Below are 26154 nucleotides of genomic sequence, written 5' to 3'. Positions count from 1 at the left end.
CGACGGGGGAGGAATGCATGACCGAATGGATCCGGGATGTGCTCGGCGATGAGTTCCAGCAGCTGACCCTCGACCTCGGTACCGATGAGCAGGGTCCGGTGGTGGCCACCCTGGTGCGCGCGCTCCCGGCCGAGCCGGACCTCTGGAACCGCATCCGTGGACGGTGGCCGCTGCTCGACGGCGTCGACGTGCTCTACGTGCACGGTTGGTCGGACTACTTCTTCCAGAAACGGCTCGCGCGTTTCTGGACCTCGCGGGGTGCCCGCTTCTTCGCGCTCGATCTCCGCAAATACGGTCGCAGCCTCCGCGACGGACAGACGCCCGGCTACGTCGCCGACCTCGCCACCTACGACGAGGACATCGGGGCGGCGCTGGAAGCGATGGGACGGGGGCAGGGCGGAATCGAGTCGTCCCGGCGTCTGGTGCTGCTCGGACACTCGACCGGCGGGCTCGTCCTGAGCCTCTGGGCGTCTCGTCATCCTGGTGCGGCGGATGCGGTGATCCTGAACAGCCCTTGGCTGGAGTTCCAGTTCGCGCCGGCGCGGGCGGCGATCGCGCCCATGGTGGAGCTGCAGGCTCGCATCCGGCCCATGGAGGCGGCGCCGCAGGTCGACCTGGGCTACTACACCCGTGCTCAGCTGGAGGTCGCCGACCCGGATGATCCGATGGAGGTGAATCCGCTCTGGCGCCCCGCGCAGACCATGGCGGTGTACGCGGGCTGGTTGCACGCGATCCTCTCCGGGCACAAGGCCGTGGCCGCAGGACTGGGGATCACGGCTCCGGTGTGCGTGTTGCTCTCGGCGCGGTTCGTGCCCCCGACGCGGTGGTCGGAGGAGCTCACCAGCGCAGACTCCGTGCTCGTCGTCGACGACATCGCGCGCGCGGCGCTGCGGCTCGGGGCGAGTGTGACGGTGGAGCGCATCGACGGTGCGCTGCACGACGTCTTCCTCTCGCGCCACGATGCGCGCGAGGACGCCTACCGACGCCTCGAGCGTTGGGTCACGGGCTGGTGCGCGGCGATCTGATCTCGCGTCACAGGTAGTACATCGTCCGGACGAGGCGCTCCGCCTCATCGCCGTCGCCGTCGCGGACGGCGCCCGCGAAGGCGATGTACACGTCGCGCATCCGAGCGCGGTCCGTCACGGGGACCACCCAGTCGCGGAGGTTGCGGAACAGAACCATGCTCGCGTCCTCCATCAGTGTTCGGTGCTGCGCGTTCCCGCTCCGATCTCCGAGATACGAGAACACCGCCCATCGCGCGTCCGAGGTCGTCTCGGGGTGTTCGAGGGACGCGTGCATCGCGGCCACGAGGCGCACGACGTGATCGCGCTGCGCGTCGCTGATGCGCGGCACGGCCAGCCGGGCGGCTATCGCCGCCTGGTACCCGGCGAACTCGAGCGACTGCGCGATCGTCTCCGACGTCACCTCGGTCACCTCCGTGTACCGGCTCGGATACATCGTCACCATCCCCAGCCGCTCCAGACGCTGAAGTGCTTCGCGAACGGGAGTTCGTGACACGTGCAGCTCTTCGGCCACGTCGACGTCGCGGATGCGTTCGCCGGCTTCGATCGTGCCCTCGATGATCTGTCTGCCGAGGTGGTGGAACACCTCTTCGGCCAGAAGCTGCTTGCTCTCGCCGACACTCGTCGATCCGATAATGCTCATGGACCTGCCCCCAGTTGCCCTTCATTTCCCGAGCATCCCCATGATTCGCCCCGGGTGGGCCACCGCATCATGAGGTCGCATCGGTTTCCAACACGATCTACGCCTGTCGACGCGTGTGGGGGCACACGGCTGTCGGCGACCTCTCCAGTCTTGGCCACTCGGGCCGGTATTCCGGTATGCGATCCTACTGCGCGGCTCCGGAAGACCGAAGTCGCGCCCGCGGGCAGACGAAAGGCCCCACTCGGTCTTTCGCCGAATGGGGCCTTTCGTCGTACAGGCGGGAGGTTCGCCTAGCGGTAATTGATGAACTGCAGGTCGAGATCGAGGTCGGCGCCCTTCAGCAGCGCGATGACCGACTGCAGGTCGTCGCGGCTCTTGGACTGCACGCGCAGCTCGTCGCCCTGGATCTGGCTCTTCACGCCCTTGGGGCCCTCGTCGCGGATGATCTTGTTGATCTTCTTCGCGTTCTCCGAGGAGATGCCGTCCTTGAGCGTCGAGACGATGCGGAACTCCTTGCCGCTGGCGAACGGGTCGCCCGACTCGAGGCTCTTCAGCGAGATGCCGCGCTTGATGAGCTTGGACTGGAACACGTCGAGCACGGCCTTCGCCCGCTCCTCGGTGTTCGCGATGATGAGGATGCTCTCGCCGCTCCAGGCGATCGACGCACCGGTGCCCTTGAAGTCGTAGCGCTGCTCGATCTCCTTGCGGGCCTGGTTCAGGGCGTTCTCCGCCTCCTGGTGATCCACCTTCGAGACGATGTCAAATGAGCTGTCAGCCATGGTTTCATCCTACTCAGGGGCTGAGCGCGTAGACATTGTCGGAGATCCTGGTGGCTCCGTCGGGAGTCGGGTAGTCGTCCGGCACCGTCATGAAGTGGCCTGCCGGTCCGCTCATCTCCACCGGACCCCGCTCCCCGCCGCAGCCCATGCCCCACTCGTCCTCGTCGCGGTAGGCGAGTACGCAGACCGTCGACGGCTCGACGCCCCGCAACAGCCAGATCGAGCTGCCGGAGTGCTCACCGACCAAGCGCGCCGACGAGAGGTCAGCGACGTCGCCCGAGTCCTGCTCAGCCACCCCGTCCGGCACACTGTCCGCAGCCTCCGCGTCGCGATCCAGCACGGCGTAGTTCGTGGCGAACGCGGTGCACCCGCTCAGGGCGATCGCCGACAACGTCAGCAGCAGACTCGCCGCTGTCCGCGCGACGCGGAGGGAACGATCCGTCATGGCCCCAGTCTACGAGCGCTCCGTCTCGCGTCCCATGGAAGCGTTTTCACAAGCCTTGCCTCCATTCATCCCGGTCACGGCTTGGTATCGACGCTCATCTTCGTTGCAAAAGCCACCGCGTTCGATGCATACTGTAAGCGCTTGCAGTCTGTGCAGGCCACCAGCACCGAGAGAGGCACACACCAATGAAGGTGAACAAGAGGGGCATCGCCGCCGCAGGCGCGATCGCCATCGTTTCGACTCTGACGCTTGCCGGCTGCTCCGCAGGGACCAGCGGCGACGACACCTCCGACTCCAAAGGCAGCGGCAAGCTGGTCGTCTGGGTCGACGCCGAGCGCGTGGACGCGCTGCAGACCGCGGCGGACTCCTACGAGGACAAGACCGGCGTCAAGGTCGAGCTCGTCGGCAAGTCGGTCGACGACATGAAGGACGACTTCATCCAGCAGGTCCCGACCGGTAAGGGCCCCGATGTCGTCATGGGCGCGCACGACTGGCTGGGGGAGCTCTCCACCAACGGCGTCGTCGCGCCGATCGAACTCGGCGACAGCTCGGAGGACTACCTTCCCGTCGCGCTGCAGGCCGCAACGTACGAGGGCACCGTCTACATGCTGCCGTACGCAGTCGAGAACATCGCGGTGCTGCGCAACGCCGACCTCGTCCCGGCTGCAGCCACCAGCTTCGACGACATGGTCTCGAAGGGCACCTTCGTCGTCGAGCAGGGCACCGAGGGCAACCCGTACCACCTGTACCCGTTCCAGACCGCGTTCGGTGCTCCGGTCTTCGGCACCGACGACTCGGGGAGCTATGACCCCACCGACCTGCAACTCGGCAGTGCGGGCGGTTTCGCGTTCGCCGACTGGCTGGGTGCGCAGGGCGCCGCAGGCGTGCTGAACACCGACGTCGACGGCGAGATCGCCAAGCAGCAGTTCCTCGACGGCACGGCAGCCTTCTGGCTGACCGGTCCGTGGAACGTGGGCGCCGCAACCGACGCCGGCATCAACGTCGCGATCGACCCGATTCCGAGCCCGACCGGTGAGACCGCTTCGCCGTTCGCCGGCGTGAAGGGCTTCTTCGTCAGTTCCGAGTCGAAGAACAAGGTCGCCGCGAACGACTTCCTCGTCAACTACATCGGCACCGAAGACGTGCAGCTCGAGCTGTTCAAGGCCGGCAACATCCTGCCGGCGCTCACCGCAGCCGCCGACACCGCGGCGTCCGACCCGATCATCGCCGGCTTCCAGGCCGTCGGCGAAGACGCCGTGCCGATGCCGGCCATCCCGGCCATGGGCGCGGTGTGGGAGTTCTGGGGCGTGGCCGAGGCCGCGATCATCAACGGCGCGGACCCGAAGACGACGTGGCAGAAGCTCGTCGACGACGTGACCGCCGCGATCAAGTAACAGCACCCACTGGCCCTGCCGGGGTGGACGCTCCGGTCCGCCCCGGCAGGATCATGACGAGGACGACATGACAGACATCGACGAGCGCACTGCTCCTCCGACCCGACGCCAGCGACAGGCCGCGAAGATCGCCGAGGCCGCGTCCGGCCCGATCGGCTGGATGCTGCTGAAGATCCTCCTGCTGGCCGTCGTCGACGCGATCGCGCTGTACGCGGCGTTCGTGCTCTTCGCCCACCAGGAATGGCTGATCCTCGGCATCGTCGTCGTGGTGGCCGTCTTCGTCAACTACATCTACTTCTCCCGCAAGCGCATCGCGGCGAAGTACCTCACGCCGGGCATCATCTTCCTGATCCTGTTCCAGGTGTTCACCCTGCTCTACACCGGCTACATCGGTTTCACGAACTACGGCACCGGGCACAACGGCACGAAAGACCAGGCCATCTCCTCGCTCCTCGCGTCGGCGCAGGAGCGGGTCGAGGACTCTCCCACCTATCCGGTCACGGTCGTCGAACAGTTCGGCACCTATGGTCTCCTGGTCACCGACCCGGACTCCGGCGACGCGCTTCTCGGCACGGCCGAGCAGCCGCTCGAAGAGGTGGACGCGCAGTTCGAGGGCGGACAGGCCGTCGCGGTCGACGGCTGGACGACGCTCCCGCTGGCCACCGTGTTCACGCTCTCCGAAGAGCTCGAGAAGCTGTCGGTTCCCTTCAGCGATGACCCCAATGACGGCGCCCTGCGGGCTCCGGACGGCCAGAAGGGGTATCTGTACGTCTCGACGCTCGAGTACGACGCGGCCGCCGACACCATCACCGACACCACCACCGGCACGGTCTACTCCGACACCGGCGAGGGAGCCTTCACCGCCGATGACGGCGAGCAGCTGCTCCCGGGATGGCAGACCACCGTCGGCTTCGACAACTTCGTGCGCGCGGTCACCGACTCCTCGATCCGCGGACCGCTCATCGCCGTGACGCTGTGGACCTTCGCGTTCGCGTTGATCTCGGTCGCCACGACGTTCTTCCTCGGGCTCCTGCTCGCGCTGGTCTTCAACAACACCCGGATGCGGTTCCGCAACGGGTACCGGATCATCCTGATCCTCCCGTACGCGTTCCCTGCGTTCCTGTCGGCGCTCGTCTGGGCCGGCATGATGAACGAGAGCTTCGGCTTCATCAACCAGGTCATCTTCGGGGGAGCGGACATCCCGTGGCTCACGGATCCGACGCTGGCCAAGGTGTCGGTGCTGCTGGTGAACCTGTGGCTCGGATTCCCCTACATGTTCCTCGTCTGCATGGGCGCCCTTCAGGGCATCCCGGAGGACGTGAACGAGGCCGCCGTCATGGACGGCGCGAACCCGTGGCAGGTCTTCCGCCGCATCAAACTGCCGCTGCTGCTCGTCACGGTCGCGCCACTGCTGATCTCGTCCTTCGCGTTCAACTTCAACAACTTCAACCTGATCTACATGCTCACCAAGGGCGGACCCCGCTTCAGCGACGTGTCGATCCCGGTCGGGCACACCGACATCCTGATCTCGATGGTCTACAAGGTGGCGTTCACCGGGCAGACCCGCGACTACGGACTGGCTTCGGCATTCACCATCCTGATCTTCATCGTGGTCGCGACGATCTCGATCATCAGCTTCCGCAAGACCAAGGCCCTCGAGGAGCTGAACTGACATGAGCACCGCCAGCCCTGCCGCCGCCACCGCCGCCACCACCGCCTCGAAGACCGATGAGCGCACACCCGGCCCGCGTCGCCGCAGCTTCGGCGCCTGGTTCGCCGATACCGGATGGCGACACCTCGTCGCGATCGTCGTGAGCGCCTTCGCCCTGTTCCCCCTTCTATACGTCGTGTCGGCGTCGCTGAATCCGAAGGGGACGCTGACCGGATCGAACCAGCTGTTCTCCGCGATCGGGATCGACAGCTACGTGCGCATCCTGAGCGACCCGCAGAACCCGTACGGCACGTGGTTCCTCAACACTCTGCTGATCGCCGTCGTGACCGGGGCGGTCACGGTCTTCATCGGCGCCTGCGCGGCATATGCGTTCTCGCGCATGCGCTTCGCCGGGCGCCGTGTCGGGCTCGTCACGATCGTGGTCGTGCAGATGTTCCCGCAGCTGCTCGCCGTGGTCGCGATCTTCCTGCTCATGTCGACCCTGGGGGACTGGTTCCCCGCCATCGGGCTGAACACCCACACCGGCCTGATCCTGGTGTACCTCGGGGGAGCGCTCGGCGTGAACACGTACTTGATGTATGGGTTCTTCAACACGATCCCGAAGGAGATCGACGAGGCCGCCCGCATCGACGGCGCCGGTCACGCGCGCATCTTCTTCACCATCATCCTGCGCCTGGTCGCGCCCATCCTCGCCGTCGTCGGACTCCTCTCCTTCATCGGCACGGTCAACGAGTACGTGATCGCGAGCGTGATGCTCGTCGACGTGGAGCAGCAGACGCTCGTCGTCGGACTCACCAAGCTCGTGGCGAATCCGCGCTACGCGGACTGGTCGGCATTCTCGGCCGGCGCGGTGATGGCCGCCATCCCGGTGATGATCCTGTTCCTCTTCCTGCAGAAGTACATCGTCGGCGGTCTCACCGCGGGGGCGACGAAGGGCTGACCCTCGGTGGGGTTCACCCGCGGGGGCCGGCGTCGCCGGTAGCGTGCATGGCATGGTAGCTTGTCATGCATGACAGCTGACGTCGGATCGCAGATGCGCAAAGGGGTGGTCGAGTACTGCGTGCTCGGACTCCTCGCGCGTGAGCCGATGTACGGCTGGCAGCTGGCCGATGCACTCACCGGCGCCGGACTGATCGCCAGCATCGGCACGCTCTACCCGCTGCTGGGACGGCTGCGGGACAACGGCTGGGTCAGCACGTTCGACCTGCCGTCGGAGAGCGGGCCCGTGCGCAAGTACTACCGGCTCACCGAGTCGGGTACCGAGCAGCTCGAGCGCTTCCGAGTGCAGTGGACCCCGTTCGCCCGTGTCGTGACGGGCATCGTCGGAGAGGGACGACCATGACAGAGACGACAGCAGACACACTGCGCGAGGAGTATCTCGCCCGGCTCGACGAGGCGATGCGCGGGCTCCCGCACGGCGTCGCGTCGGACATCCGTGGCGGCATCGTCGAAGAGCTGCAGGGCCTCGACGCCGCGGATACCGCCGCGCGGATCGCTCGGCTCGGTGATCCGGTGGCCATCGCGAGGGAGGCGCAGGACGAGGTGCCGGCGAACCCCGCGATCGTGGTCGCTGCGCCGGTCGCGGCCCCGCCCGCGCCCCGACCGCCGGCGACCTCGACGCGCGGTTTCGCGATCGCTGCCGCGCTGACGCTGAGCTTCGGCGGTTTCCTCGTCCCGGTGCTCGGCTGGTTCGTCGGCGCGGTACTCGTCACCATCAGCACCCTCTGGAAGACGTGGGAGAAGGTCGTCGCGATCATCGTGCCGTTCGTCTTCGGCGCGGTCTCGTTGTTCCTGGTGCAGTTCATGAGCTTCGTGGAGTTCAGCTCGACCGGCAGCTCGTCCGGCACCGGCACCCCTGCCGATGAGGCCGTGAACAACCCGCTGCTGCCCGGCTTCAGTGCCTGGCACGTCCTCCTTCTCCTCGGGTTCCTCCTCATCCCGGCGTCGGGTCTCTGGCTGCTCTGGCGGCTCCGGGGGCGCGTCGCTCGCTGAGTCACGCCCCGCCACACCGCGTGCATGCTCGGCGTTGCGCCCGGCCAGTATCCCGGTCGGGCCATACCGTGGAGACATGGCACGGGTGGCGGGGCGCAATCTGGCGATGAGCTGGTTCGCCGGCATCGTGTGCGCCGGAATCATCGGGGCGCTCGTCTGGCTGTCCCTCCCGATCCTTCCGACTCTCGCGGAGTTCGCGGGAACCGCGCTCCGCAACGCCCTTCCCTGACGGCTCGCGAGGGGACGCCGACGCGTGTATCCCGACACGTCGGCACGCCTGCGTCGACGGCCGTCGGCCCGGCGGTACCCTCACAATGCACATATCCGATGAGAGGCGCACCCCATGAGTGACCCCGACGCTCCCCAGCCCGAGAAGCCGACTGACGTCGACGACGTCGTCGGCAGCGCGAACGCCGGTCTCGACGCCGCCGCCGCGGCGGGTGCGGATGTCCCCGGTTCCGCCGATGCGCCGGACCACAAACCGGCAGACGCCGTCGACGAGAAGATCGTCGACCCCGATCTCGCCGCGTTCGAAGCCGCGGAGCGCGACCACCCCGGAACGTTCGCGTCCCCGCCTCCCGCCGTCACTCCGGCACCCATCGTCGAGTCGCGCGAGACCGCGCGCGACGTCCGGGCGGAGGCCGACGCGGAGACCGAATCCTTCTACCCGGAGCCGATCGTGGGCGAGCCCGTGCCGTTCGGGCACGAGCAGTCCGGCCTGGCCGGTGCCGCCTACGCCCAGTACGGTGACGACACCGAGACACGCATCGTGCCGTCGGAGCCGCTGATCGGTGCGACAGGTGTCGCCGCGGCAGCGCAGCCTCAACCCATCTTCGTGCAGGCTCCCGAGCCGCCCCGCGACCGCGGCAACCGCGGCACCGCCGGCCTCATCGGCCTACTCGCGACCCTCGTTTTCGCCGTGCTGTACCTCGGCACGGCGCTGGGTCTCGGCGCGATCGCCGGCGAGGTGAACGGCGAGAACATCGGTGAGGCCGCGCTGGCACCGCTGATGACCTGGGGCTACTGGACGCCGGTCGTCGTCTTCTTCCTCGGCTTCTGGCTGCTCGGCGCGATCATCAACCGCGGCCGCTGGGGCCTCTGGGTGGTCTTCGGCATCATCGTCGGCGTCATCGCCTATGCGGGCCACATCCTCGGACAGCTGTTCGAGGCGCCGTTCTGGAAGCTCACGTCGTCTCAGGGCCTCGACCTCGTCGGCGAGCAGCTGCTCGCCCCGCTCGCCATCGCCGCATTCGTGTTCGCGCGCGAACTGACCATCTGGTTCGGCGCATGGGTGTCGCGCAGCGGCGCTCGCAAGACCGAACTGAACGCCGAGGCGCAGCGCGAGTACGAGCGCACCCTCGAAGCCGGTCCGACGCTGTCGAGGTAATCACGAACTCCACCACGCCGAACCCCCGCGGGCCCGAGTCCGCGGGGGTTTCGGCTGTCCTGGCCGTGGTGCTCGCGACGATCGGCTTCTTCGCGCTCGCGGTGTTCGGCCTGGGGGCCCTGAGTGTGGCCACCGATACCGACATCATCGCGGTGCGAGGGTTGGGGCAGGCACCGGGCGCCGTCGGGATGCTGGCGGCGGTCGCGGTCTTCGCGCTCATGCTGTGGTCGACGCTCCGTCGTGGCCATCCCTCCTTCGTGGCGACGATCGCGATCGCTCTCCTCGCAGCTCTGGCTCATCTCGCGGCGGTGTGGATCACGGTCGTCCTCGGCTCGTCCGACTTCGTGATCGCGACTGCGGTGGCGGGGGATCTGGTCCGCGGTGGTGCGAGTGCGGTGCTGGTGGTCGCGGGGCTGATAGCCGGCTGGGGTGGCATCGCCCTCCGTCGCACTCGTGCCGCGCATCCGCGCTGGCCCTGGGAGCGCGAAGAAGACGAGGAGTGACGCGGCCGCCCCGCCGCGATGCGCGAAATCGCGGTCACGACGGGCGGCGCGCCGTACGCTGGTGGGGTGGAGCGCTCATTGGAGACGCAGGTGGACCAGGCCGTCGAGGCCTGGTTGCGCTGGGTGCCGCGCTGGGAGCCGGCGACCCACCGCGGTCGCGTCGCGCCATGCCGCCGCTGTCTGGGATCGCCGATCCTCTCGGCGGCGGGAATCGGTGCGAACACCCCGCACGGTGTGCAGCACGGACTCTCGACGCGCATCAAGACCATCGTCGACCACGCCGTCGCGGACTACACGGCACGGAATCTCCCCATGCTGCAGCGCGAGCTCGATCAGCAGGCCGCCCGGAACCGCGCCCGCAGCTACCGCCCTGCCGAAGACCTCGATCCGGAATTCGACGGCCTCCCGCTCGACCCCGAGCCGGTTCCCGGCGCGCCGTTCCTCTTCACCATCGCCGGGCTCGCCGATGACTCCGCCGCGGAGCTGCCGGCGTTGCCGCCTCTGACCGAGGAAGCCAAGATCGCCCTCCGGCAGGAGGTCGCCCTCGCCGACGAGTACGCCAATATGGTCGGGCGGGAGATCTGCGGCATCCTGCTTCGCCACCGGATCTACATCCAGGCGGCCATCTCCCAGCACGTGGAGCCGCAGATCGAGGCACTGCTCGCCGAGCTGACGGAGTCGCTGGATTCGCCGTTCGACCCCGACCTGCCGTGATGCTCCGAGCGCCGCTCCGCCGTCACACCGGACTTGCGTTCATTTGACCACCACGTTACGCGGCATTACACTTGACCAGGTGTGTGCACGTCTTGACGTGCGCACTGGGCGTCGGCACCATGCCGGTCCGCCCCCACGGCATACCCACCACACCAAAAGCGCGTCGATTCCGGCGTGCCGGTGGGTCATGATGTGAAACCCATCACGCTGTCACCGTGCAGCACTATGAGGAGAGAACGTGCCAACCATTCAGCAGTTGGTTCGCAAGGGTCGCTCGCCCAAGGTCACCAAGACCAAGGCGCCGGCGCTCAAGTCGAACCCGCAGCAGGCCGGGGTCTGCACCCGCGTCTACACCACCACCCCCAAGAAGCCGAACTCGGCGATGCGCAAGGTCGCTCGTGTGAAGCTCCGCAACGGCACCGAGGTCACCGCGTACATCCCCGGTGAGGGTCACAACCTCCAGGAGCACTCGCTGGTGCTCGTCCGTGGCGGTCGTGTCAAGGACCTCCCCGGTGTGCGTTACAAGATCGTCCGTGGCGCCCTGGACACCCAGGCAGTCAAGAACCGTAAGCAGGCTCGTTCCCGCTACGGCGCGAAGAAGGGTTGAGTTAGATGCCTCGTAAGGGACCAGCCCCCAAGCGCCCCGTCGTCAACGACCCGGTATACGGCGCACCGATCGTCACCTCGCTGGTGAACAAGATCCTCGTCGACGGCAAGAAGTCGCTGGCCGAGTCGATCGTCTACGGCGCCCTCCGCGGCGTCGAGGCGAAGAACGGTCAGGACGCCGTCGCCACGCTCAAGAAGGCGCTCGACAACGTGCGCCCGACCCTCGAGGTCCGCAGCCGCCGCGTCGGTGGCTCGACCTACCAGGTGCCGGTCGAGGTCAAGCCTCACCGCGCCAACACGCTCGCTCTGCGCTGGCTCGTGAGCTACGCGAAGGGCCGTCGTGAGAAGACGATGACCGAGCGTCTGCAGAACGAGATCCTCGACGCGTCGAACGGCCTGGGTGCCGCGGTCAAGCGCCGCGAGGACACGCACAAGATGGCCGAGTCGAACCGCGCGTTCGCTCACTACCGCTGGTAACCAGCTTCGCCCGCCCTTCGGCCACTCGCCGAAGGGCGGGCACCCCCTCTTCGCAGTACGACTGCTCCAAAAGATAAGGACACTCCTGTGGCACAAGACGTGCTCACGGACCTGAGCAAGGTCCGCAACATCGGCATCATGGCGCACATCGATGCCGGCAAGACCACGACGACCGAGCGCATCCTGTTCTACACGGGCGTCAACCACAAGCTCGGCGAGACGCACGATGGCGCGTCGACCACCGACTGGATGGAGCAGGAGAAGGAGCGCGGCATCACGATCACGTCTGCCGCCGTGACCTGCTACTGGAACAAGAACCAGATCAACATCATCGACACCCCCGGCCACGTGGACTTCACGGTCGAGGTGGAGCGTTCGCTCCGCGTCCTCGATGGTGCCGTCGCCGTGTTCGACGGCAAGGAGGGCGTCGAGCCCCAGTCCGAGACGGTCTGGCGTCAGGCCGACAAGTACAACGTCCCCCGCATCTGCTTCGTCAACAAGATGGACAAGCTCGGCGCGGACTTCTACTTCACCGTCGACACCATCATCAACCGCCTGGGTGCCAAGCCCCTCGTGATCCAGCTGCCGATCGGTGCGGAGAGCGACTTCATCGGCGTCGTCGACCTGGTCGAGATGCGTGCGCTGGTGTGGGCCGGAGACTCCAAGGGTGACGTCACGATGGGCGCCTCCTACGAGATCCAGGAGATCCCGGAGAACCTCAAGGAGAAGGCGGCGGAGTACCGTCAGCAGCTCCTCGAGACCGTCGCCGAGACCGACGACGCGCTGCTCGAGAAGTTCTTCGGTGGCGAGGAGCTCACGGTCGCCGAGATCAAGGGCGCGATCCGCAAGCTGACCGTCGCTTCCGAGATCTACCCGGTGCTCTGCGGCTCCGCATTCAAGAACCGCGGCGTCCAGCCGATGCTCGACGCGGTCGTCGACTACCTCCCGAACCCGCTCGACGTGGGCTCGATCGAGGCACACGACCCGAAGGACTACGACACGATCATCGAGCGTCACCCCGACGCCAATGACCCGTTCGCAGCCCTCGCGTTCAAGGTCGCCGTGCACCCGTTCTTCGGTCGCCTCACCTACGTGCGCGTCTACTCGGGTCACCTCGAGTCCGGTTCTGCGGTCATCAACTCGACCAAGAACAAGAAGGAGCGCATCGGGAAGATCTTCCAGATGCACGCCAACAAGGAGATCCCGGTCCCCTCGGTCACCGCGGGTAACATCTACGCGGTCATCGGTCTGAAGGACACCACCACCGGTGACACCCTGACCGACCCGGCAGCTCCGGTCGTCCTCGAGTCGATGACGTTCCCCGAGCCCGTCATCGAGGTCGCGATCGAGCCGAAGACCAAGGCCGACCAGGAGAAGCTGGGTGTCGCCATCCAGAAGCTCGCTGAGGAGGACCCGACCTTCCGCACGGAGCTCAACCCCGAGACCGGTCAGACGACCATCAAGGGCATGGGCGAGCTTCACCTCGACATCCTCGTGGACCGCATGAAGCGCGAGTTCAACGTCGAGGCCAACGTCGGCAAGCCGCAGGTCGCGTACCGCGAGACCCTGAAGAAGGCCGTCGAGAAGCACGACTACACGCACAAGAAGCAGACCGGTGGCTCCGGCCAGTTCGCGAAGATCCAGTTCACCATCGAGCCGATGGACCTGGACTCCGAGAAGACCTACGAGTTCGTGAACGCCGTCACCGGTGGTCGCATCCCTCGTGAGTACATCGGTTCGATCGACGCCGGTTTCCAGGACGCGATGAACGTCGGTGTGCTCGCGGGCTACCCGATGGTCGGCGTCAAGGCGACCATCGTCGATGGTGCGGCGCACGACGTCGACTCCTCGGAGATGGCGTTCAAGATCGCGGGCTCCATGGGCTTCAAGGAGGCCGCTCGCCGTGCCAACCCCGTGCTGCTCGAGCCGCTGATGGCCGTCGAGGTCCGTACTCCTGAGGAGTACATGGGCGACGTCATCGGCGACCTGAACTCGCGTCGTGGCCAGATCCAGTCGATGGAAGACGCCGCAGGCGTCAAGGTCGTCCGCGCTCAGGTCCCGCTGTCCGAGATGTTCGGCTACATCGGCGACCTGCGCTCGAAGACCTCGGGCCGTGCCGTCTACTCCATGGAGTTCCACAGCTACGCTGAGGTTCCCCGCGCAGTGGCCGACGAGATCGTCCAGAAGACCAAGGGCGAGTAATCGCTCTTCTGGGCTCCCCGCGGCGCCGAGCACCGCGAAGCGCCGCGGGGTTCCCAGGTCACCTACAACTTCACATTCCCTCTCTACTAAACTGAGAACCTAACCCGTAGAGAACCGGTCGCAAACCAGTGCCCGGTCACCTTTACAACGACGTCCTGAGGAGGACCCAGTGGCTAAGGCCAAGTTCGAGCGGACCAAGCCGCACGTCAACATCGGAACGATCGGTCACGTCGACCACGGCAAGACCACGCTCTCCGCAGCGATCTCGAAGGTGCTTGCTGACAAGTTCCCGTCCGACACCAACGTGCAGCGTGACTTCGCTTCCATCGACTCGGCGCCGGAAGAGCGCCAGCGTGGAATCACCATCAACATCTCGCACATCGAGTACGAGACCCCCAAGCGCCACTACGCTCACGTCGACGCTCCCGGCCACGCCGACTACGTCAAGAACATGATCACCGGTGCTGCTCAGATGGACGGCGCGATCCTCGTGGTCGCCGCCACCGACGGCCCGATGGCTCAGACGCGTGAGCACGTGCTGCTCGCCAAGCAGGTCGGCGTGCCGTACCTGCTGGTCGCGCTGAACAAGTCGGACATGGTCGACGACGAGGAGATCCTGGAGCTCGTCGAGCTCGAGGTCCGCGAGCTGCTCGCAGCCCAGGGCTTCGACGAGGACGCTCCTGTCGTCCGCGTCTCGGCTCTCAAGGCTCTCGAGGGCGACGAGAAGTGGACCCAGGCGATCCTGGACCTCATGCAGGCTGTCGACGACAGCGTTCCGGACCCGGAGCGTGACCGTGACAAGCCGTTCCTGATGCCCGTCGAGGACGTCTTCACGATCACCGGTCGTGGAACCGTCGTCACGGGTCGCGCCGAGCGTGGCACGCTGGCCATCAACTCCGAGGTCGAGATCGTCGGACTCCGTCCGACCGTCAAGACCACGGTCACGGGTATCGAGATGTTCCACAAGCAGCTCGACGAGGCCTGGGCCGGCGAGAACTGTGGTCTCCTGCTCCGTGGCACGAAGCGTGAGGACGTCGAGCGCGGTCAGGTCATCGTCAAGCCGGGTTCGGTCACGCCGCACACCGACTTCGAGGGCACCGCGTACATCCTGTCCAAGGACGAGGGTGGGCGTCACAACCCCTTCTACACGAACTACCGCCCGCAGTTCTACTTCCGCACCACCGACGTCACCGGCGTCATCTCGCTGCCCGAGGGCACCGAGATGGTCATGCCCGGCGACACCACCGACATGACGGTCGAGCTGATCCAGCCGATCGCCATGGAGGAGGGCCTCGGCTTCGCCATCCGTGAGGGTGGACGCACCGTGGGCGCCGGTACGGTCACGAAGATCGTCAAGTAAGCACCTGCTTCCTCGCAGAGGGGTCGGACCTTCGGGTCCGGCCCCTCTGTGCTTTGTATCGTGTCGGGAGTTTCCTCTCCGCGCCAAGACGTGCACAATGATCTCGTCGGCCTCTCCGTCGACGCACACCTGAGAAGGGGATTCACATGGGTATCGATGACGCGGTGAACAAGGGCAAGGACCTCTACGAGCAGAACAAGGACAAGATCGCCGAGGCCGTCAAGAGCGACCAGGCCGAGGACATCAGTGACAAGGTCCTCGACGGCGTCGCGGACTTCGCGAAGAAGATCGCCCCGGGTGCAGCCGACAAGATCGACGAGATCCGGGACAGCGCGGACAAGGCCGTCGGCAACGAGTAGCAGCCCCGCACTCTTCGAGCGGCGATCCACCACCTGGTGGATCGCCGCTTTCGTATGCAGAGGCACGCCCCCGTTCGATCTAGTGGTCGTCAGATGTGGCGGATTCGCAGATGTATCGAGTAGGATCGTCTCGACCGCCTGGGGATCTTGCGGTCGGGGAAGCCGAAGGGGTTCGGTTTCCCGAAGCACGCGGGCTTTCCGCGTTGAAACTGGGGATAAGCGATCTTGGGGATCATCGTGCGACGCGCGCACTCTGTGCGCCTGAGCGTCACCCTGCCTGCGCGGCGGGTCTTCCGCCGCGCCCTCGAACGAGGAGTTCGGCGTCCCTTCACGCCGGGCTACTCGCGTTCGGTGTGCCCCCTCGCACTGAACGCCCTCCCCAAGCGGGGCGAGGCATGGGGATGCTTCGCCCCGCTATCTCCTTCCTTCTGAGCCGGATTTCGACGTCGGTCACCGCCTCGCTGAGAGGCGCGACACGCCCGGGTTTGCAGAAGTGAAATCAGCCGTGGCAGAATAGACAGGTTCGATATTCCGTCGCCGCTGTGCGTGCGCCGGATCACTGCCAGGGCAGTGCATAGACGGCGGTTCCTCATGGGGGCTGCAGGGTTCTAGGCCGCGGGTAGCAGAACACACACCCCGACACCCTTCTCACCGAAGGGTTCGCCGTGCGCGGCGGAGGTCGGGCATCCGGTCGCCTCGCGGCGTCCGGCTGACAGAAGAACAGTGGTGCAGCAGATCGACTCGTGAGAGCCGTTCTCGTGCCGAGGCGCGAACAGCGCCGACGTGCGTCCAATGCCCCAGGGCCACCCGGTCCCGGACGGTATGACGCCTAAAGAGAGAGAGCAGACAATGGCGGGACAGAAGATCCGCATTCGCCTGAAGTCGTATGACCACGAGGTCATCGACACGTCCGCACGCAAGATCGTCGACACCGTGACCCGTGCGGGTGCGACCGTCGTCGGACCCGTGCCCCTTCCGACCGAGAAGAACGTCGTGTGCGTCATCCGGTCGCCGCACAAGTACAAGGACAGCCGCGAGCACTTCGAGATGCGCACCCACAAGCGTCTGATCGACATCGTCGACCCGACGCCCAAGGCCGTCGACTCGCTGATGCGTCTCGACCTGCCTGCCGATGTCAACATCGAGATCAAGCTCTGAGGTCGGACATGGTTGACATCAACTCCAAGATTTCCAAGGGCATGCTGGGCACGAAGCTCGGCATGACCCAGGTCTGGAACGAGAGCGGCAAGCTCGTTCCCGTCACCGTCATCGAGCTCGCCTCGAACGTGGTCACGCAGATCCGTACGCCCGAGAAGGACGGCTACAACGCCGTGCAGATCGCGTACGGCCAGATCGACCCGCGCAAGGTGAACAAGCCCCTCACGGCCCACTTCGAGGCAGCCGGCGTCACGCCGCGTCGTCACGTCACCGAGATCCGCACCGCGGACGCCGGCGACTACAGCCTGGGCCAGGAGCTCACGGTCGACGGCACCTTCGAAGCCGGCCAGCTCGTCGACGTCGTCGGCACGAGCAAGGGCAAGGGCTTCGCCGGTGTCATGAAGCGTCACAACTTCAAGGGCGTCTCGGCTTCGCACGGTTCGCACCGCAACCACCGCAAGCCCGGCTCGATCGGCGCATCGTCGACCCCGAGCCGCGTCTTCAAGGGCATGCGCATGGCCGGCCGTATGGGTGGCGAGCGTGTGACCGTCCTCAACCTCACGGTGCACGCCATCGACATCGAGAAGGGTCTGCTGCTCGTCAAGGGCGCTGTCCCCGGTGCTCGTGGCCGCATCGTCTATGTCCGCAACGCAGTGAAGGGTGCCTGAACATGGCTGACTCCACTCTCGCGCTCGACGTCCTCAAGGCAGACGGCAAGAAGGCAGGCTCCATCGAGCTTCCCGCCGCGCTGTTCGACGCCAAGACGAACATCCCGCTCATCCACCAGGTCGTCGTCGCGCAGCTCGCGGCGGCTCGCCAGGGCACGCACTCGACCAAGCGTCGTGGCGAGGTCTCCGGTGCCGGCCGCAAGCCCTTCAAGCAGAAGGGCACGGGTAACGCCCGTCAGGGTTCCATCCGCGCGCCGCACATGACCGGTGGTGGCATCGTCCACGGGCCGAAGCCGCGTGACTACTCGCAGCGCACGCCCAAGAAGATGATCGCGGCCGCCCTGCTGGGCGCGCTCAGCGACCGCTTCCGTGGCGACCGCATCCACGCCATCGAGTCCTTCGGGATCGACGGCACGCCCTCGACGAAGACCGCGGTGAACTTCCTCACCAACGTCGTCTCGTCGAAGAACGTGCTCGTCGTTATCGAGCGCAACGACGACGTGACGCTGAAGAGCATCCGCAACCTGTCGAACCTGCACGTGCTGACGTTCGACCAGCTCAACGCATACGACGTGCTCGTCTCCGACGACATCGTCTTCACCCAGGCCGCGCTCGAGGGCTTCATCGCCTCCAAGTCCGGCGCCAACCAGGAGGTCTCCGCATGAGCGAGCAGGCATCTGTTCTCCAGACGGCCCTGAACAAGGACCCGCGCGACATCATCCTGAAGCCGGTCGTGTCCGAGAAGAGCTACGGGCTCATCGATGAAGGAAAGTACACCTTCCTCGTCGACCCGCGCGCTTCGAAGACCGAGATCAAGCTCGCCATCGAGAAGATCTTCGGCGTCAAGGTCGCAGGGGTCAACACCCTCAACCGCGTCGGCAAGGCTCGTCGCACCCGCTTCGGCACCGGCAAGCGCAAGGACACCAAGCGCGCCATCGTCACCCTGAAGTCGGGCACCATCGACATCTTCACGGCAATCGGCTGACCCGGGGGATAAGGACAATAATGGCTATTCGCAAGTACAAGCCCACGACCCCGGGCCGTCGCGGCTCGTCGGTGGCTGACTTCGCCGAGATCACTCGATCGACGCCGGAGAAGTCGCTGCTGCGCCCGCTCTCGAAGACCGGTGGTCGCAACAACCAGGGCCGCATCACGACCCGTCACATCGGTGGTGGCCACAAGCGCCAGTACCGCGTCATCGACTTCCGTCGTAACGACAAGGACGGCGTCAACGCCAAGGTCGCTCACATCGAGTACGACCCCAACCGCACCGCGCGCATCGCGCTGCTGCACTACTTCGACGGTGAGAAGCGCTACATCCTCGCTCCGGCGAAGCTGAAGCAGGGCGACATCGTCGAGTCGGGTGCCGGGGCTGACATCAAGCCGGGCAACAACCTCCCGCTGAAGAACATCCCCACGGGTACCGTCATCCACGCGATCGAGCTCCGCCCCGGTGGCGGCGCGAAGATGGCACGTTCGGCCGGTGCATCCGTCCGTCTCGTCGCCAAGGACGGCCCCTACGCCCAGCTGCGTCTCCCCTCGGGCGAGATCCGCAACGTCGATGCGCGCTGCCGCGCGACCATCGGCGAGGTCGGCAACGCCGAGCAGTCGAACATCAACTGGGGCAAGGCCGGCCGCATGCGCTGGAAGGGCGTCCGCCCGACCGTGCGTGGTGTCGCGATGAACCCGGTGGACCACCCGCACGGTGGTGGTGAGGGTAAGACCTCTGGTGGTCGTCACCCCGTCTCCCCGTGGGGCCAGGCTGAGGGTCGTACCCGTCACGCCAACAAGGAAAGCGACAAGTACATCGTGCGTCGTCGTAACGCCGGCAAGAAGCGTAAGTAGGAGTAAGAGAAGATGCCTCGCAGTCTTAAGAAGGGCCCCTTCGTCGACGATCACCTGCTTCGCAAGGTGGTCGTGCAGAACGAAGCCGGCACCAAGAACGTCATCAAGACCTGGTCCCGTCGGTCCATGATCATCCCGGCCATGCTGGGTCACACGATCGCGGTCCACGACGGACGCAAGCACATCCCTGTGTTCGTGTCCGAGACCATGGTCGGTCACAAGCTGGGCGAGTTCGCGCCCACCCGCACCTTCCGCGGCCACGAGAAGGACGACAAGAAGGGGCGGCGCCGCTAATGGTCGAATCGATCGCACGCGTGCGACACATCCGCGTGACCCCTCAGAAGGCTCGTCGTGTCGTCGCGCTCATCAAGGGCAAGCAGGCCCAGGAGGCTCTGGCGATCCTGAAGTTCGCACAGCAGAGCGCCAGCGAGCCGATCTACAAGCTTGTCGCGTCGGCCATGGCCAACGCGCAGGTCAAGGCAGATCGCGACGGCGAGTTCCTCGACGAGAAGGACCTGTACGTGGCCAACGCGTACGTCGACGAGGGCACCACGCTCAAGCGTTTCCAGCCCCGTGCACAGGGTCGCGCTTTCCAGATCAAGAAGCGCACGAGCCACATCACGGTCGTGCTCTCGACGCCTGAGGCAGCTCCGGCCGCCGCGGGCGACAGCAACAAGAAGGCGAGCAAGTAATGGGACAGAAGGTAAACCCGTACGGCTTCCGTCTCGGCATCACGACGGACCACGTCTCGCGTTGGTTCTCTGACTCGACGAAGCCGGGTCAGCGTTACGCCGACTACGTCGCCGAGGACATCAAGATCCGCAACCTGCTCAAGACGCAGCTCGACCGCGCCGGTGTCTCGAACATCGAGATCGAGCGCACCCGTGACCGCGTCCGCGTCGACATCCACACCGCCCGTCCGGGCATCGTGATCGGTCGTCGTGGCGCCGAGGCCGAGCGCATTCGCGGCGACCTCGAGAAGCTCTCGGGCAAGCAGATCCAGCTGAACATCCTCGAGGTCAAGAACCCCGAGGCTGACGCTCAGCTCGTCGCACAGGGCATCGCCGAGCAGCTCTCTGCTCGCGTGGCGTTCCGTCGTGCGATGCGCAAGGGTCTGCAGGGCGCTCAGCGCGCCGGCGCAAAGGGCATCCGCATCCAGGTCTCCGGCCGCCTCGGCGGCGCCGAGATGAGCCGCTCGGAGTTCTACCGCGAAGGTCGTGTGCCGCTGCACACGCTGCGCGCGAACATCGACTACGGCTTCTACGAGGCGAAGACCACCTTCGGCCGCATCGGCGTGAAGGTCTGGATCTACAAGGGCGACCTGACCGCCAAGGAGCTCGCTCGCGAGCAGGCCAACGCACCCAAGGCTCGTCGTGACGACCGTGGTGGCGACCGCCGCCGTGCCCCGCGCAACGAGGCACCTGTCGCAGAAGGAGCGTCGGCATAATGCTCATCCCCCGTAAGGTCAAGTTCCGCAAGCAGCACCACCCGGGTCGCTCGGGCCAGGCAACCGGCGGCACGAAGGTCTCCTTCGGCGAGTACGGCATCCAGGCTCTGACCCCCGCTTACGTGACGAACCGTCAGATCGAGTCCGCTCGTATCGCGATGACCCGTCACATCAAGCGTGGTGGAAAGGTGTGGATCAACATCTACCCCGACCGTCCGCTCACGAAGAAGCCTGCCGAGACCCGCATGGGTTCCGGTAAGGGTTCTCCCGAGTGGTGGGTCGCCAACGTCAAGCCGGGCCGTGTCCTCTTCGAGGTCGCGGGTGTCGACGAGGAGCTCGCTCGCGAAGCTCTGACCCGTGCAATTCACAAGCTGCCGCTCAAGGCACGCATCATCAAGCGCGAGGAGGGCGACGCGTAATGGCGATCGGCACCAAGGAGCTCGCCCCGGCAGAGCTCGATACATTCGAAGACCAGCGCCTCGTTGAGGAGCTGCGCAAGGCCAAGGAGGAGCTGTTCAACCTCCGTTTCCAGTCGGCCACCGGCCAGCTGGAGAGCCACGGCCGCATCCGCGCCGTCAAGCGCGACATCGCGCGCCTCTACACCGTGATCCGCGAACGCGAGCTGGGCATCCGTGCGACGCCCGCTCCGGTCGAGGCTCCGGCCAAGAAGGCGACCAAGTCGAAGGCGAAGAAGGCGGACTCCGCCGACGACGCCGTGAAGGAAGAGGCTGAGTGATGGCCACCAAGAAGGAAGCGACTGTGGAGACGCAGGCCGCAGGACACGAGTCGTCCGAGCACGACGTCCGCGACTCCGCTGCCCGCGGTTACCGCAAGGCACGTCGCGGCTACGTCGTCAGCGACAAGATGGACAAGACCATCGTGGTCGAGGTCGAGGACCGCGTGAAGCACCCGCTTTACGGCAAGGTCATCCGCCGCACCTCGAAGGTCAAGGCGCACGATGAGGCGAACTCCGCCGGCATCGGCGACCTGGTCCTGATCAACGAGACCCGCCCGCTGAGCGCCACGAAGCGCTGGCGTCTGGTGGAGATTCTGGAGAAGGCCAAGTGATTCAGCAGGAATCCCGACTCAAGGTCGCCGACAACACCGGCGCCAAGGAGCTCCTCACGATTCGTGTCCTCGGTGGCTCGAAGCGTCGTTACGCCGGTCTCGGCGACACCATCGTCGCTACCGTCAAGGACGCGATCCCCGGTGGCAACGTGAAGAAGGGCGACGTCGTCAAGGCGGTCATCGTCCGCACCAAGAAGGAGGTCCGTCGTCCGGACGGCTCCTACATCAAGTTCGACGAGAACGCCGCAGTGATCCTGAAGAACGACGGGGAGCCCCGCGGCACCCGTATCTTCGGGCCGGTCGGTCGTGAGCTTCGTGACAAGAAGTTCATGAAGATCGTCTCGCTGGCGCCGGAGGTCATCTAATCATGGCGAAGATCAAGAAGGGTGACCTGGTTCAGGTCATCACCGGTGCCACGCAGGAGCGTGGCGGCGACCGTGGCAAGCAGGGCAAGGTCCTCGACGTCCTCGGTGACAAGAACCGCGTGATCGTCGAAGGCGTGAACTACGTCACCAAGCACACCCGCGTCGGACAGACGCAGCGTGGCACCAAGACCGGAGGCATCGAGACCGTCGAAGCCTCCATCCACATCTCGAACGTCGCACTCGTCGACCCTTCGACCAAGAAGCCGACCAAGGTCGGCCACCGGGTCGAGGAGCAGACCAAGGACGGCGTCAAGCGCACCGTCCGCGTGCGGTACGCGAAGAAGAGCGGTAAGGACCTCTGATGAGCACCGACACTGCCGCGCCGGCTGGCAAGATCCAGCCGCGCCTGAAGCAGAAGTACAACAGCGAGATCAAGAAGGCTCTGCAGGACGAGTTCGGTTACGCGAACGTCATGCAGATCCCCGGACTGGTCAAGGTCGTCGTGAACACCGGTGTCGGCGAGGCAGCTCGCGACAGCAAGGTGATCGATGGTGCGGTCGACGACCTCACCAAGATCACCGGCCAGAAGCCGATCGTCACGAAGGCCCGTAAGTCCATCGCGCAGTTCAAGCTGCGTGAGGGCCAGGCCATCGGCGCGCACGTCACCCTCCGCGGTGACCGCGCGTGGGAGTTCGTGGACCGTCTGGTCTCGCTGGCTCTGCCCCGTATCCGCGACTTCCGCGGTCTTTCGGGCAAGCAGTTCGACGGCAACGGCAACTACACCTTCGGTCTCCAGGAGCAGAGCGTGTTCCACGAGATCGATCAGGACAAGATCGACCGGGTTCGCGGTTTCGACATCACCGTCGTCACCACCGCGAAGACGGATGACGAGGGACGGGCACTGCTCCGTCACCTCGGCTTCCCGTTCCGCTCGGAAGACGCACAGGCGTGACCCTTCGACAGGCTCAGGGACCCATGGGTTGCTGAGCCTGTCGAAGTACTCGCCGACATGCACCTACAATTGAAGATTGCGTGTCATCGCAGGCCGTCTGTCGTGTAACGGCAGCCGGAACCTCATGAACAAAGGAAAACAACAATGACAATGACAGACCCGGTCGCAGATCTGCTGACCCGTCTGCGTAACGCGAACTCGGCGCACCACGATTCCGTGACCCTGCCGTCGAGCAAGCTCAAGACGAACATCGCTCAGATCCTCCAGCAGGAGGGCTACATCGCCGGCTGGGAGACCTCTGACGCTCGCGTCGGACAGAACCTCACGCTGACGCTGAAGTACGGCCCCAACCGTGAGCGCTCGATCGCTGGTATCAAGCGCGTCTCGAAGCCCGGCCTCCGCGTCTACGCGAAGTCCACCGAGCTCCCCACGGTCCTCGGCGGCCTCGGCGTGGCCATCCTGTCCACCTCCTCCGGTCTTCTCACCGACCGTCAGGCTGAGCAGAAGGGCGTGGGCGGAGAAGTTCTCGCCTACGTGTGGTAATTCGAAATGTCGCGTATTGGACGACTTCCCATCGACGTTCCCGCGGGCGTGACCGTTTCGGTCGCAGGCCGCGTGGTCTCGGTGAAGGGCCCCAAGGGTGAGCTCACCCTCACGGTGGCCAACCCCATCGAGGTCGCGGTCGAGGAGAACCAGGTTCTGGTCTCCCGTCCCGACGACGAGCGCGAGTCTCGGTCGCTTCACGGCCTGACCCGCACGCTCATCAACAACAACATCATCGGCGTGACCCAGGGCTACACCAAGGGTCTCGAGGTCGTCGGCACCGGTTACCGCGTGCAGCAGAAGGGGAGCTCGGTCGAGTTCGCCCTCGGCTTCTCGCACCCGGTCCTGATCGACCCGCCCGCCGGCATCACGCTCACGGTCGAGGGCACCACCAAGCTCACCGTCAGCGGGATCGACAAGCAGGCTGTCGGCGAGGCAGCTGCCAACATCCGCAAGATCCGCAAGCCCGAGCCGTACAAGGGCAAGGGTGTGCGCTACGCCGGCGAGAACGTGCGTCGCAAGGCCGGAAAGAGTGGTAAGTAACCATGGCTCTCAAGTCAAAGTCTGACGCCCGCGCGCGTCGTCACGCCCGCCTTCGCAAGAAGGTCGTCGGCACCGAGGTGCGTCCGCGCCTCGTCGTCAACCGCTCGGCCCGCCACGTCTTCGTGCAGCTGGTCGACGACAGCAAGGGTCACACCGTCGCGTCGGCTTCGACGCTCGAGACCGACCTGCGTTCGCTCGAGGGTGACAAGACCGCCAAGGCCCGCAAGGTCGGCGAGCTCCTCGCCGAGCGTGCGAAGGCTGCCGGCGTTTCCGAGGCAGTGTTCGACCGTGGCGGCAACCGCTACGCCGGTCGTGTCGCCGCCATCGCCGACGGCGCCCGCGAAGGGGGTCTGGCACTGTGAGTGACAACAAGGAGAACGAAGTGACCGAAGCGGCAGCTGCCACTTCCGAGACGGCTGCGGGCACCACGCAGGCAGAGCCGGCTCGCGATCAGCGTGATGGCCGCCGCGGTGGCCGCGGTGACCGCAACCAGGGTGGCCGCGACCGCAACTCGCGCGACCGTGGTGACAACCAGTTCCTGGAGCGCGTCGTCACGATCAACCGTGTCTCGAAGGTCGTGAAGGGTGGTCGTCGCTTCAGCTTCACCGCCCTCGTGGTCGTCGGTGACGGCAACGGTCTGGTCGGCGTCGGCTACGGCAAGGCCCGAGAGGTCCCCCTGGCGATCTCGAAGGGTGTCGAAGAGGCCAAGCGCAACTTCTTCCGAGTTCCGCGTGTCGGCAGCACCATCCCGCACCCCGTGCAGGGTGAGGCCGCCGCAGGTGTGGTCCTGCTCCGTCCGGCCGCTGCCGGTACCGGTGTCATCGCCGGTGGTCCGGTCCGCGCCGTGCTCGAGTGCGCCGGTATCCACGACGTGCTGTCGAAGTCGCTCGGCTCGTCGAACACGATCAACATCGTGCACGCGACGGTCACGGCCCTGAAGCAGCTCGAGGAGCCTCGTGCGGTCGCCGCGCGTCGTGGCCTCGAGTTCGACCAGGTCGCCCCTGCCCGCCTCGTGCGCGCAGAGGCCGAGGCCATCGCCGCACAGAAGGTAGGTGCCTGATGGCCGCGCGACTGAAGGTCACGCAGATCAAGTCCAAGGTGAGCGAGAAGCAGAACCAGCGTGACACGCTGCGCAGCCTCGGTCTCAAGCGGATCGGTGACACCACCGTCCGCCCCGACGACGCGCAGACGCGCGGTTACGTCAAGACCGTCGCACACCTCGTCAAGGTTGAGGAGATCGACTAATGGCTGAGAAGAACGAGGCCGTCGAGGCTGAGAAGGCCCCGAAGAAGGCTGCAGCTCCCAAGGCTGCCGCTGAGAAGAAGCCCGCCGCGAAGAAGGCTCCGGCCAAGACCGCTGCGTCCGCCGCCAAGGCTGACGCTCCGGCCAAGAAGCCGGCCGCCAAGAAGGCTGCGCCTGCGAAGGATGCTCCGGCATCCCGCCCCGGCGTCCTGAAGGTGCACCACCTGCGTCCGGTCCCCGGATCCAACACCGCCAAGACTCGCGTCGGCCGTGGTGAGGGCTCCAAGGGTAAGACCGCCGGTCGTGGTACCAAGGGCACCAAGGCGCGCAACACCGTTCGCGTCGGCTTCGAGGGTGGGCAGATGCCGCTGCACATGCGCACCCCGAAGCTGCGCGGGTTCAAGAACCCGTTCCGCGTCGAGTACCAGGTCGTGAACCTGGAGAAGCTCGCGGAGCTGTACCCCAAGGGTGGCGATGTCACCATCGGCGACCTGGTCGCCAAGGGTGCCGTTCGCAAGAACGAGAAGGTCAAGGTTCTCGGAAACGGCGACATCGCCGTGAAGCTCAACGTTTCGGTCGACAAGGTCTCGGGTTCTGCCGAGCAGAAGATCGTCGCGGCGGGCGGATCCGTCAAGTAACCGCAAGATGAGAGGGGCCGGAGATTCTCCGGCCCCTCTCGTCGTTTCACACTCCGAGACCTCGCTCTGGGGCCGCATCCGGCGGGCCTGGTATCGGTGACGAATTCCGGGAACCCCGGATTGCGTTACC

The 26154-nt window shown here is 65.9% G+C and carries 38 protein-coding genes; 35 read left to right on the top strand and 3 right to left on the bottom strand.

Translation table 11 applies throughout. The features are described 5' to 3' along the window. Positions 1–17 precede the first annotated feature (17 nt). On the top strand, positions 18–1025 hold the full coding sequence (locus CQ034_RS06905) for an alpha/beta hydrolase (RefSeq protein ID WP_105710449.1): 1008 nt from the start codon (positions 18–20) through the stop codon (positions 1023–1025). Positions 1026–1032: 7 nt separating this feature from the next. Here CQ034_RS06905 and CQ034_RS06900 read toward each other — a convergent pair whose 3' ends face one another. The 3 genes from CQ034_RS06900 to CQ034_RS06890 form a co-directional block, all read right to left on the bottom strand. Then, positions 1033–1665, bottom strand: coding sequence for a GntR family transcriptional regulator (locus CQ034_RS06900; protein WP_029260908.1), 633 nt, complete (start codon positions 1663–1665; stop codon positions 1033–1035). A 290-nt stretch (positions 1666–1955) separates the two neighbouring features. Further along, entirely contained in the window at positions 1956–2444 is a 489-nt protein-coding gene (locus CQ034_RS06895; protein ID WP_017829222.1) for a YajQ family cyclic di-GMP-binding protein, read from the bottom strand. 13 nt (positions 2445–2457) lie between these two features. Then, positions 2458–2889, bottom strand: a complete 432-nt coding sequence (locus CQ034_RS06890) for a hypothetical protein (protein ID WP_105710448.1) — start codon at positions 2887–2889, stop codon at positions 2458–2460. A gap of 185 nt (positions 2890–3074) precedes the next feature. On the opposite strand from CQ034_RS06890, the gene CQ034_RS06885 reads away from it, so the two are divergent. The 34 genes from CQ034_RS06885 to rplO all read left to right on the top strand — a co-directional run bounded on the left by CQ034_RS06885 (position 3075) and on the right by rplO (position 26024). Continuing rightward, a complete protein-coding gene (locus CQ034_RS06885; RefSeq protein WP_105710447.1) occupies positions 3075–4283 on the top strand; it encodes a maltose ABC transporter substrate-binding protein in 1209 nt (402 codons plus the stop codon). Positions 4284–4350: 67 nt separating this feature from the next. Continuing rightward, on the top strand, positions 4351–5955 hold the full coding sequence (locus CQ034_RS06880; RefSeq protein WP_029260911.1) for an ABC transporter permease subunit: 1605 nt from the start codon (positions 4351–4353) through the stop codon (positions 5953–5955). Position 5956: 1 nt separating this feature from the next. Then, positions 5957–6895 carry a sugar ABC transporter permease gene (locus CQ034_RS06875; RefSeq protein ID WP_105710446.1) on the top strand — a complete coding sequence of 313 codons (939 nt, stop codon included), beginning with the start codon at positions 5957–5959 and terminating at the stop codon, positions 6893–6895. A 69-nt stretch (positions 6896–6964) separates the two neighbouring features. Then, positions 6965–7297 (top strand): PadR family transcriptional regulator, encoded by a 333-nt coding sequence (locus CQ034_RS06870; protein ID WP_029260913.1) that lies wholly within the window; start codon positions 6965–6967, stop codon positions 7295–7297. Beyond that, on the top strand, positions 7294–7947 hold the full coding sequence (locus tag CQ034_RS06865) for a hypothetical protein (RefSeq protein ID WP_105710445.1): 654 nt from the start codon (positions 7294–7296) through the stop codon (positions 7945–7947). Before CQ034_RS06870 ends, CQ034_RS06865 begins: the two co-directional genes overlap by 4 nt. Before the next feature lie 76 nt (positions 7948–8023). After that, positions 8024–8176 carry a hypothetical protein gene (locus CQ034_RS19540; protein ID WP_156027125.1) on the top strand — a complete coding sequence of 51 codons (153 nt, stop codon included), beginning with the start codon at positions 8024–8026 and terminating at the stop codon, positions 8174–8176. 114 nt (positions 8177–8290) lie between these two features. Next, positions 8291–9334, top strand: a complete 1044-nt coding sequence (locus CQ034_RS06860; protein ID WP_105710444.1) for an ABC transporter — start codon at positions 8291–8293, stop codon at positions 9332–9334. 65 nt (positions 9335–9399) lie between these two features. Next, the gene (locus tag CQ034_RS06855) at positions 9400–9837 is read left to right on the top strand and encodes a hypothetical protein (protein ID WP_258134113.1); all 438 of its coding nucleotides are present in this window, start codon (positions 9400–9402) and stop codon (positions 9835–9837) included. 66 nt (positions 9838–9903) lie between these two features. Further along, positions 9904–10551: a hypothetical protein gene (locus CQ034_RS06850; RefSeq protein ID WP_029260917.1), complete on the top strand. Its 648-nt coding sequence runs from the start codon at positions 9904–9906 to the stop codon at positions 10549–10551. Between the two features lie 238 nt (positions 10552–10789). Continuing rightward, a complete protein-coding gene (rpsL, locus tag CQ034_RS06845) occupies positions 10790–11158 on the top strand; it encodes a 30S ribosomal protein S12 (protein ID WP_017201609.1) in 369 nt (122 codons plus the stop codon). 5 nt (positions 11159–11163) lie between these two features. Further along, entirely contained in the window at positions 11164–11634 is a 471-nt protein-coding gene (rpsG, locus tag CQ034_RS06840) for a 30S ribosomal protein S7 (RefSeq protein ID WP_017201608.1), read from the top strand. Positions 11635–11721: 87 nt separating this feature from the next. Continuing rightward, complete coding sequence (gene fusA / locus CQ034_RS06835; protein ID WP_029260918.1) at positions 11722–13836, top strand: elongation factor G; 2115 nt, start codon at positions 11722–11724, stop codon at positions 13834–13836. 169 nt (positions 13837–14005) lie between these two features. Continuing rightward, positions 14006–15196, top strand: a complete 1191-nt coding sequence (gene tuf / locus CQ034_RS06830; RefSeq protein WP_028502475.1) for an elongation factor Tu — start codon at positions 14006–14008, stop codon at positions 15194–15196. A gap of 146 nt (positions 15197–15342) precedes the next feature. Continuing rightward, on the top strand, positions 15343–15555 hold the full coding sequence (locus CQ034_RS06825; protein WP_029260920.1) for a hypothetical protein: 213 nt from the start codon (positions 15343–15345) through the stop codon (positions 15553–15555). Between the two features lie 849 nt (positions 15556–16404). Continuing rightward, positions 16405–16713, top strand: coding sequence for a 30S ribosomal protein S10 (gene rpsJ / locus CQ034_RS06820; protein WP_017201594.1), 309 nt, complete (start codon positions 16405–16407; stop codon positions 16711–16713). An 8-nt stretch (positions 16714–16721) separates the two neighbouring features. Beyond that, the gene (rplC, locus tag CQ034_RS06815) at positions 16722–17381 is read left to right on the top strand and encodes a 50S ribosomal protein L3 (protein WP_029260921.1); all 660 of its coding nucleotides are present in this window, start codon (positions 16722–16724) and stop codon (positions 17379–17381) included. Positions 17382–17383: 2 nt separating this feature from the next. Then, positions 17384–18046: a 50S ribosomal protein L4 gene (rplD, locus tag CQ034_RS06810; RefSeq protein ID WP_021201122.1), complete on the top strand. Its 663-nt coding sequence runs from the start codon at positions 17384–17386 to the stop codon at positions 18044–18046. Continuing rightward, on the top strand, positions 18043–18366 hold the full coding sequence (gene rplW / locus CQ034_RS06805; protein WP_017829206.1) for a 50S ribosomal protein L23: 324 nt from the start codon (positions 18043–18045) through the stop codon (positions 18364–18366). Before rplD ends, rplW begins: the two co-directional genes overlap by 4 nt. 20 nt (positions 18367–18386) lie before the next feature. Further along, positions 18387–19226 (top strand): 50S ribosomal protein L2, encoded by an 840-nt coding sequence (rplB, locus tag CQ034_RS06800; protein ID WP_017201590.1) that lies wholly within the window; start codon positions 18387–18389, stop codon positions 19224–19226. Positions 19227–19238: 12 nt separating this feature from the next. Further along, the gene (gene rpsS, locus CQ034_RS06795) at positions 19239–19520 is read left to right on the top strand and encodes a 30S ribosomal protein S19 (protein WP_017829205.1); all 282 of its coding nucleotides are present in this window, start codon (positions 19239–19241) and stop codon (positions 19518–19520) included. Then, the gene (rplV, locus tag CQ034_RS06790; RefSeq protein ID WP_017829204.1) at positions 19520–19918 is read left to right on the top strand and encodes a 50S ribosomal protein L22; all 399 of its coding nucleotides are present in this window, start codon (positions 19520–19522) and stop codon (positions 19916–19918) included. Before rpsS ends, rplV begins: the two co-directional genes overlap by 1 nt. Beyond that, positions 19918–20673, top strand: coding sequence for a 30S ribosomal protein S3 (rpsC, locus tag CQ034_RS06785; RefSeq protein WP_017201587.1), 756 nt, complete (start codon positions 19918–19920; stop codon positions 20671–20673). Before rplV ends, rpsC begins: the two co-directional genes overlap by 1 nt. Continuing rightward, positions 20673–21092: a 50S ribosomal protein L16 gene (gene rplP, locus CQ034_RS06780; RefSeq protein WP_017829203.1), complete on the top strand. Its 420-nt coding sequence runs from the start codon at positions 20673–20675 to the stop codon at positions 21090–21092. The genes rpsC and rplP overlap by 1 nt, the downstream gene beginning before the upstream one ends. Further along, positions 21092–21409, top strand: a complete 318-nt coding sequence (gene rpmC, locus CQ034_RS06775; protein WP_017829202.1) for a 50S ribosomal protein L29 — start codon at positions 21092–21094, stop codon at positions 21407–21409. Before rplP ends, rpmC begins: the two co-directional genes overlap by 1 nt. After that, a complete protein-coding gene (gene rpsQ / locus CQ034_RS06770) occupies positions 21409–21741 on the top strand; it encodes a 30S ribosomal protein S17 (protein WP_021201120.1) in 333 nt (110 codons plus the stop codon). The genes rpmC and rpsQ overlap by 1 nt, the downstream gene beginning before the upstream one ends. Further along, positions 21738–22106, top strand: a complete 369-nt coding sequence (gene rplN, locus CQ034_RS06765; protein ID WP_017201583.1) for a 50S ribosomal protein L14 — start codon at positions 21738–21740, stop codon at positions 22104–22106. The genes rpsQ and rplN overlap by 4 nt, the downstream gene beginning before the upstream one ends. A gap of 2 nt (positions 22107–22108) precedes the next feature. Further along, entirely contained in the window at positions 22109–22468 is a 360-nt protein-coding gene (gene rplX, locus CQ034_RS06760) for a 50S ribosomal protein L24 (RefSeq protein WP_029260922.1), read from the top strand. Continuing rightward, positions 22468–23058: a 50S ribosomal protein L5 gene (gene rplE / locus CQ034_RS06755; protein ID WP_029260923.1), complete on the top strand. Its 591-nt coding sequence runs from the start codon at positions 22468–22470 to the stop codon at positions 23056–23058. Before rplX ends, rplE begins: the two co-directional genes overlap by 1 nt. A gap of 144 nt (positions 23059–23202) precedes the next feature. Continuing rightward, positions 23203–23601, top strand: coding sequence for a 30S ribosomal protein S8 (rpsH, locus tag CQ034_RS06750; RefSeq protein WP_029260924.1), 399 nt, complete (start codon positions 23203–23205; stop codon positions 23599–23601). Positions 23602–23607: 6 nt separating this feature from the next. Then, positions 23608–24144, top strand: coding sequence for a 50S ribosomal protein L6 (gene rplF, locus CQ034_RS06745; protein ID WP_029260925.1), 537 nt, complete (start codon positions 23608–23610; stop codon positions 24142–24144). A gap of 2 nt (positions 24145–24146) precedes the next feature. Next, complete coding sequence (rplR, locus tag CQ034_RS06740) at positions 24147–24506, top strand: 50S ribosomal protein L18 (RefSeq protein ID WP_029260926.1); 360 nt, start codon at positions 24147–24149, stop codon at positions 24504–24506. After that, a complete protein-coding gene (rpsE, locus tag CQ034_RS06735; protein WP_029260927.1) occupies positions 24503–25204 on the top strand; it encodes a 30S ribosomal protein S5 in 702 nt (233 codons plus the stop codon). The genes rplR and rpsE overlap by 4 nt, the downstream gene beginning before the upstream one ends. Beyond that, a complete protein-coding gene (rpmD, locus tag CQ034_RS06730) occupies positions 25204–25389 on the top strand; it encodes a 50S ribosomal protein L30 (RefSeq protein WP_017201575.1) in 186 nt (61 codons plus the stop codon). The genes rpsE and rpmD overlap by 1 nt, the downstream gene beginning before the upstream one ends. After that, entirely contained in the window at positions 25389–26024 is a 636-nt protein-coding gene (gene rplO, locus CQ034_RS06725; RefSeq protein WP_105710443.1) for a 50S ribosomal protein L15, read from the top strand. Before rpmD ends, rplO begins: the two co-directional genes overlap by 1 nt. The last annotated feature ends 130 nt before the right edge of the window (positions 26025–26154 follow it).

The organism is Microbacterium sp. MYb45, assembly GCF_002979655.1.
Taxonomy (GTDB): domain Bacteria; phylum Actinomycetota; class Actinomycetes; order Actinomycetales; family Microbacteriaceae; genus Microbacterium.
The sequence above is the reverse complement of the archived record's forward strand: the minus strand, read 5'-3'. Positions and strand labels throughout refer to the sequence as shown.

Excerpts from the sequence above, each read along its gene's own strand:
- CQ034_RS06905 (WP_105710449.1), top strand. The coding sequence starts at position 18 with ATGACCGAATGGATCCGGGATGTGCTCGGCGATGAGTTCCAGCAGCTG.
- CQ034_RS06900 (WP_029260908.1), bottom strand. The coding sequence starts at position 1,665 with ATGAGCATTATCGGATCGACGAGTGTCGGCGAGAGCAAGCAGCTTCTG.
- CQ034_RS06895 (WP_017829222.1), bottom strand. The coding sequence starts at position 2,444 with ATGGCTGACAGCTCATTTGACATCGTCTCGAAGGTGGATCACCAGGAG.
- CQ034_RS06890 (WP_105710448.1), bottom strand. The coding sequence starts at position 2,889 with ATGACGGATCGTTCCCTCCGCGTCGCGCGGACAGCGGCGAGTCTGCTG.
- CQ034_RS06885 (WP_105710447.1), top strand. The coding sequence starts at position 3,075 with ATGAAGGTGAACAAGAGGGGCATCGCCGCCGCAGGCGCGATCGCCATC.
- CQ034_RS06880 (WP_029260911.1), top strand. The coding sequence starts at position 4,351 with ATGACAGACATCGACGAGCGCACTGCTCCTCCGACCCGACGCCAGCGA.
- CQ034_RS06875 (WP_105710446.1), top strand. The coding sequence starts at position 5,957 with ATGAGCACCGCCAGCCCTGCCGCCGCCACCGCCGCCACCACCGCCTCG.
- CQ034_RS06870 (WP_029260913.1), top strand. The coding sequence starts at position 6,965 with ATGACAGCTGACGTCGGATCGCAGATGCGCAAAGGGGTGGTCGAGTAC.
- CQ034_RS06865 (WP_105710445.1), top strand. The coding sequence starts at position 7,294 with ATGACAGAGACGACAGCAGACACACTGCGCGAGGAGTATCTCGCCCGG.
- CQ034_RS19540 (WP_156027125.1), top strand. The coding sequence starts at position 8,024 with ATGGCACGGGTGGCGGGGCGCAATCTGGCGATGAGCTGGTTCGCCGGC.
- CQ034_RS06860 (WP_105710444.1), top strand. The coding sequence starts at position 8,291 with ATGAGTGACCCCGACGCTCCCCAGCCCGAGAAGCCGACTGACGTCGAC.
- rpsG (WP_017201608.1), top strand. The coding sequence starts at position 11,164 with ATGCCTCGTAAGGGACCAGCCCCCAAGCGCCCCGTCGTCAACGACCCG.
- CQ034_RS06825 (WP_029260920.1), top strand. The coding sequence starts at position 15,343 with ATGGGTATCGATGACGCGGTGAACAAGGGCAAGGACCTCTACGAGCAG.
- rpsJ (WP_017201594.1), top strand. The coding sequence starts at position 16,405 with ATGGCGGGACAGAAGATCCGCATTCGCCTGAAGTCGTATGACCACGAG.
- rplC (WP_029260921.1), top strand. The coding sequence starts at position 16,722 with ATGGTTGACATCAACTCCAAGATTTCCAAGGGCATGCTGGGCACGAAG.
- rplD (WP_021201122.1), top strand. The coding sequence starts at position 17,384 with ATGGCTGACTCCACTCTCGCGCTCGACGTCCTCAAGGCAGACGGCAAG.
- rplW (WP_017829206.1), top strand. The coding sequence starts at position 18,043 with ATGAGCGAGCAGGCATCTGTTCTCCAGACGGCCCTGAACAAGGACCCG.
- rplB (WP_017201590.1), top strand. The coding sequence starts at position 18,387 with ATGGCTATTCGCAAGTACAAGCCCACGACCCCGGGCCGTCGCGGCTCG.
- rpsS (WP_017829205.1), top strand. The coding sequence starts at position 19,239 with ATGCCTCGCAGTCTTAAGAAGGGCCCCTTCGTCGACGATCACCTGCTT.
- rplV (WP_017829204.1), top strand. The coding sequence starts at position 19,520 with ATGGTCGAATCGATCGCACGCGTGCGACACATCCGCGTGACCCCTCAG.
- rpsC (WP_017201587.1), top strand. The coding sequence starts at position 19,918 with ATGGGACAGAAGGTAAACCCGTACGGCTTCCGTCTCGGCATCACGACG.
- rplP (WP_017829203.1), top strand. The coding sequence starts at position 20,673 with ATGCTCATCCCCCGTAAGGTCAAGTTCCGCAAGCAGCACCACCCGGGT.
- rpmC (WP_017829202.1), top strand. The coding sequence starts at position 21,092 with ATGGCGATCGGCACCAAGGAGCTCGCCCCGGCAGAGCTCGATACATTC.
- rpsQ (WP_021201120.1), top strand. The coding sequence starts at position 21,409 with ATGGCCACCAAGAAGGAAGCGACTGTGGAGACGCAGGCCGCAGGACAC.
- rplX (WP_029260922.1), top strand. The coding sequence starts at position 22,109 with ATGGCGAAGATCAAGAAGGGTGACCTGGTTCAGGTCATCACCGGTGCC.
- rplE (WP_029260923.1), top strand. The coding sequence starts at position 22,468 with ATGAGCACCGACACTGCCGCGCCGGCTGGCAAGATCCAGCCGCGCCTG.
- rpsH (WP_029260924.1), top strand. The coding sequence starts at position 23,203 with ATGACAATGACAGACCCGGTCGCAGATCTGCTGACCCGTCTGCGTAAC.
- rplF (WP_029260925.1), top strand. The coding sequence starts at position 23,608 with ATGTCGCGTATTGGACGACTTCCCATCGACGTTCCCGCGGGCGTGACC.
- rplR (WP_029260926.1), top strand. The coding sequence starts at position 24,147 with ATGGCTCTCAAGTCAAAGTCTGACGCCCGCGCGCGTCGTCACGCCCGC.
- rpmD (WP_017201575.1), top strand. The coding sequence starts at position 25,204 with ATGGCCGCGCGACTGAAGGTCACGCAGATCAAGTCCAAGGTGAGCGAG.
- rplO (WP_105710443.1), top strand. The coding sequence starts at position 25,389 with ATGGCTGAGAAGAACGAGGCCGTCGAGGCTGAGAAGGCCCCGAAGAAG.